Origin of the sequence: Mycobacterium sp. (genome assembly GCF_035640695.1) — a bacterium.
Taxonomy (GTDB): Bacteria; Actinomycetota; Actinomycetes; order Mycobacteriales; family Mycobacteriaceae; genus Mycobacterium.
Genome location: NZ_DASQVQ010000130.1, coordinates 1 through 3,933 on the forward strand (window position 1 = coordinate 1; position 3,933 = coordinate 3,933).

Here is a 3,933-nt window from a genome sequence, read left to right on the forward strand (position 1 = left end):
GGTGACGCGAAATTGTTGGAGATAGTTTTCGCAGCCGTCGCACGCGTGCAGGTGAGCGTGGAAGCGGGCCCGGGTATCCTCGTCCAGCGCCCCCTCCAAATATGCCGTGACGAGCTCGACAAGCTCGTTGCAGTCCATTGCTCGCGCGCTCATGACGCATCCGTCAAGTAGTTTTCGAGTGCTTGCCGTACAGCGGCCCGGCCGCGGTGTAGCAGCACGCGCTGGTTGGCAACGCTAATGTCAAGCAACTCGCATACCTCGCTGGAGTCGAATCCGAGCATGTCGCGTAGCGATACGACCATGCGCTGTCGGTCCGGAAGCTTGGCGAGTTCGCGTTGTGCCACCGCGATCAGCTCATCAGCGAGCACAGATCCCTCCGGGGTTTCCGGGAATGCGGCGGGCTGCTGGCTGTCCCTCCAATGTCCGGGCCACATCGGAGCGTCAGCGGGCCGGAATCGTGCGGGGTCAACGGTGCCACCGGTGAACGCGGCGATCTCCGCGTCGGCGTCGCGGCGTTCCCTTACTCCGCGCTGCTTGGCGAGGTTGATCATGACCGCGAAAAGCCAAGTGCGTAAAGACGATCGGCCTTCAAACCTCGAAATCCCTTTCAGTAGTGCGATCCAGGCTTCCTGGACCACTTCCTCGGCGATCTCGTGTGTGGGTACGTATCCGCGCGCCACCCGCAGCATCGCCGGGGCATATCGATCAACGAGCTGAGCGAAAACGGCCTCGTCGCCGTCGCTGAGCGCCGCGATCAGCTCCGACTCGCTTTTCACAATCCCCGTCATCCGGACCCAATGCTAGCCATCATCGGCTGTGGATTCAGTTGGCTGCGAGCGGCTGATCGTTACACCGATCCTCAGAAAATCGGGCTTCGCTGTAACGCCTGACGATCCCTGGCACACCCAACGAACATGCAACCATCAACGGGCCAGCCCGCCGCGGGCGCAATCGCCGATCGATCCTCCCGCACGAAGACACCTGACACCGCCGCGCCGGGGTGGGTGCTGAACTTTATCGCCGGCTTCGTTCCCCTCGTTGCGGGCTTGACCACCCTACTGTCCACGTGGAGTGGTGTCGCTCGGGCGAATTCCGCGTGGTGGACCGGGTTAGGAACCCTGGACTTTTCCTACTCGAGCCTGTCGCAAGCCGGACGTGACGCCCCGGCGTGGGTGCAGTTGACCGGCTCGGTCGGCGCGGTCAACATCGTGGCCGGCGGGGTCGCCGTTATCGTGGTCGCGCGTTTTGGGCTCCGCGGCGGGCAGCGTTGGGCCTGGTGGTTCCTCGCTTTTTGCTTCGTGTGGGTGGGTCTGCACGATGCGACGATGGCAACCCGATTTTTCACGGTCACGGGCCAACCGTTCATGTTGCTGCCCTGCGCCTACTGGGTGCTGATGCTCGCCGGGCTGCTGAGGTCGCGACGCGCTATCTTTGCCGCGGCCGCAGCCGTGCCCGACTCCACCAACCGGTGACCAGCGTGATGCTGGTGCTCGAATTGAACCGCCTCACCCTGCACCCGGTGTCACCCGCTGACGGGGATTTCCTGGTCGCGCACTGGAGCGATCAAAGGATCCGCCGCTTCTTGTTCGACGCGACGCCCGCTGTGCCCGACGAGATCGTGCAGGCCATCACCGACAGTGTTCGCGACTTCGCCACCGTCGGATATGGGCTATGGCTCATCCGGCCACTCGGTTCCCACCCCGTCGGCGCGGTGGGCCTACGGCGGTTAGACGATTTGGGCCTCGAAGTCTTCTACAGCCTGAAACCCGCCAGCTGGGGAAGCGGCTACGCCACCGAGGCCGCCGGCGGCGTCCTTGATTACGCGCTCGGTCCGCTCGGTTTGACCGAGGTGTTCGCCGAAGTCGACGCGGGCAACGCCGCATCGGCCGCGGTCATCGAACGGCTCGGCATGACGGCCTTGGCCACGGTGCCGGGCGAATTCGGACCCATCGTCCGTTATCGAAAAACCCGAAACAACACCTAACGCAACGAAAGGTGTGCTGATGAACCTTCGCGATAACCCTTCCGCTCAACGCTCGGCCGCGGTCATCGCGACGATGATACGCATGGGCACTGTGCTGCCCCGCTACGGGCTCGTCGTGGTGATCGTGTGGTTCGGCGCGATGAAATTCACATCCTATGAGGCGCAGGGTATTCAACCGCTCATCGCGCACAGCTCCTTCATCAGTTGGGTGTACGACCTATTTTCCGTCAACACCTTCTCGGCGCTGCTGGGCATCTTTGAACTCTCGGCGGCACTGTTGCTTTCGCTCAAACCCTGGCGGCCAACCGCATCAATGGTGGGCAGCGTTATGGCGATAGTACTTTTCGTGGCGACCATCAGCTTCTTGTTCACCACGCCCGACGTCTTTGAGGCCTCTGCAGGGGGATTTCCCCTCTTGTCACCTGCAGGCGGATTCCTCATCAAAGACGTTGCGTTGCTTGGCGTGGCGGTCTGGACACTGGCCGACGCCTTGGCGGCACGCCGCGTCGGCTCGTTGTCGACCGCCCTAGCCGGCGCACGGTAATACCCTCACTATCCGGCCCGGCCAGGCAGCCGAACTATGCTGCAAGATGGGTAGATCGGCCCTAATGCGCGTGGATCGGATGGGCGCGCTGGCGCTGCACGTGGCCAAGATCGCTCGCCGCCGCCACCCCCAACACGCGCTGCCCGAACAGGTGAACGGCCATTTCACCGAGATGAGCCGGGTCGCAGTCGAATTGGGCAACGCGGCGCGGGAGGTACTGCTGTCGTGCCGCTAGCGCGGCTCAGCTGGCCCGCTTCAGAGTTGGGCGATGATCCGGGTTCCTGCTCGCCGGTCAGGCGAGAGCGAGGAAGAGCTTTTCGAGTTCCGCTAGGGTCATCGGCTCTTTGCCATTGGCGTTGGCGCCGTTGGTGCATTCGCGAAGGCCGGTGGCGACGATTTTGAAGCCGGCCCGGTCTAGGGCGCGTGAGACTGCCGCAAGCTGGGTGACTACGTCCTTGCAGTCGCGGCCCTGTTCGATCATCGAGATCACCCCGGCGAGTTGCCCTTGGGCGCGGCGAAGTCGATTGAGCACCGCGGCGATGCTTTCTTGATCACCAACCATGGTGTCCCCTTCTGGTGTAGGTACCCTCCATGGTACCCGTGGGGGTATATGGCGTGGCAAGACGCGCCTGTCAGGTCGCGGTGGCGGCCGCATTGGGGTGGTCGACGAGTCGGCGCAGTGGGCAGAAGCGGGTTTTGCTGCATGTCAGGCTCACGCTGGCGGCGATCAGGGTCGTCACTGCGGCGGTGGCGCCGAGGGCGGGGTGTACCTCTTGGGCCAGGATCACCGAGGCCATCAGCAGCACGAACCAACCGAACAGCTGGCGCAACGTATTCGGGTCGACGATCACGGTTAGCCGCCCGCCGATCAGACTACCGATGACTGCGGCGGCGGTGACCATACCGGCGAGCCGCCAGTCGATGTGTTGGCTGGCTAGGTGGCCGGCCAGTCCGGCGAAGGACTGCATGCTGATGATGACCAGCGAGGTTCCGACGGCCGCGGGCATTGACAGTCCTCCCAGCAGCGCCAGGGCGGGAACCAGTAAGAAGCCACCGCCGGCGCCGACCAGGCCACTTAGCATCCCGACGCCGGCTCCGAGGATCGCCATCTTGACCATCGGCAGGTGGCCGACCATGGGGGCTGCGGTGTTTCTGCGGCCGCGCAGCATCGCGATCGCGGCGGCGATCATGACGGCGGCGAACGCGATCATCAGTGCCGTTGCGGGGATGAAGTGGGCCAGCAGGCCGCCGCTATAGGCCCCGGCCATGGCTGCGGAGCCGAATAGCGCGGCGGTGCGCCACTGCACGCGGCCGGCGCGGGCGTGTGTTGTCGCGCCGACCGCGGCGGTCACGCCCACCACGAGCAGTGAGGTGGTGATGGCCTGCTTGGCATCCAGGCCGGCAA

7 protein-coding genes and 1 pseudogene are annotated in these 3,933 nt (G+C 64.4%); 4 read left to right on the forward strand and 4 right to left on the reverse strand.

Annotated elements, in window-relative coordinates:
* Window positions 1-153 (reverse strand): zf-HC2 domain-containing protein (locus tag VE759_RS15095; RefSeq protein WP_324933841.1); only part of this gene is annotated, 153 nt, incomplete at its 3' end.
* Window positions 150-788 (reverse strand): RNA polymerase sigma factor, encoded by a 639-nt coding sequence (locus VE759_RS15100; protein ID WP_324933830.1) that lies wholly within the window; start codon window positions 786-788, stop codon window positions 150-152. The genes VE759_RS15095 and VE759_RS15100, both read right to left, overlap by 4 nt.
* A 126-nt stretch (window positions 789-914) precedes the next feature.
* Here VE759_RS15100 and VE759_RS15105 point away from each other — a divergent pair, with 126 nt between their 5' ends.
* The 4 genes and pseudogenes from VE759_RS15105 to VE759_RS15120 all read left to right on the forward strand — a co-directional run.
* A complete protein-coding gene (locus tag VE759_RS15105; protein ID WP_324933831.1) occupies window positions 915-1,472 on the forward strand; it encodes a hypothetical protein in 558 nt (185 codons plus the stop codon).
* Window positions 1,469-1,984, forward strand: coding sequence for a GNAT family N-acetyltransferase (locus VE759_RS15110; protein ID WP_324933833.1), 516 nt, complete (start codon window positions 1,469-1,471; stop codon window positions 1,982-1,984). Before VE759_RS15105 ends, VE759_RS15110 begins: the two co-directional genes overlap by 4 nt.
* A 19-nt stretch (window positions 1,985-2,003) precedes the next feature.
* The gene (locus tag VE759_RS15115; protein ID WP_324933835.1) at window positions 2,004-2,528 is read left to right on the forward strand and encodes a YkgB family protein; all 525 of its coding nucleotides are present in this window, start codon (window positions 2,004-2,006) and stop codon (window positions 2,526-2,528) included.
* Window positions 2,529-2,598: 70 nt separating this feature from the next.
* Window positions 2,599-2,754, forward strand: a pseudogene (locus VE759_RS15120) (phosphate transport system regulatory protein PhoU); the annotation flags it as partial.
* Between the two features lie 66 nt (window positions 2,755-2,820).
* On the opposite strand, the gene VE759_RS15125 reads toward VE759_RS15120, so the two are convergent.
* Window positions 2,821-3,090 (reverse strand): metal-sensitive transcriptional regulator, encoded by a 270-nt coding sequence (locus VE759_RS15125; RefSeq protein WP_324933837.1) that lies wholly within the window; start codon window positions 3,088-3,090, stop codon window positions 2,821-2,823.
* A 70-nt stretch (window positions 3,091-3,160) separates the two neighbouring features.
* Window positions 3,161-3,933, reverse strand: a 773-nt coding sequence (locus tag VE759_RS15130) for a sulfite exporter TauE/SafE family protein (protein WP_324933839.1), incomplete at its 5' end; no start/stop codon positions are given.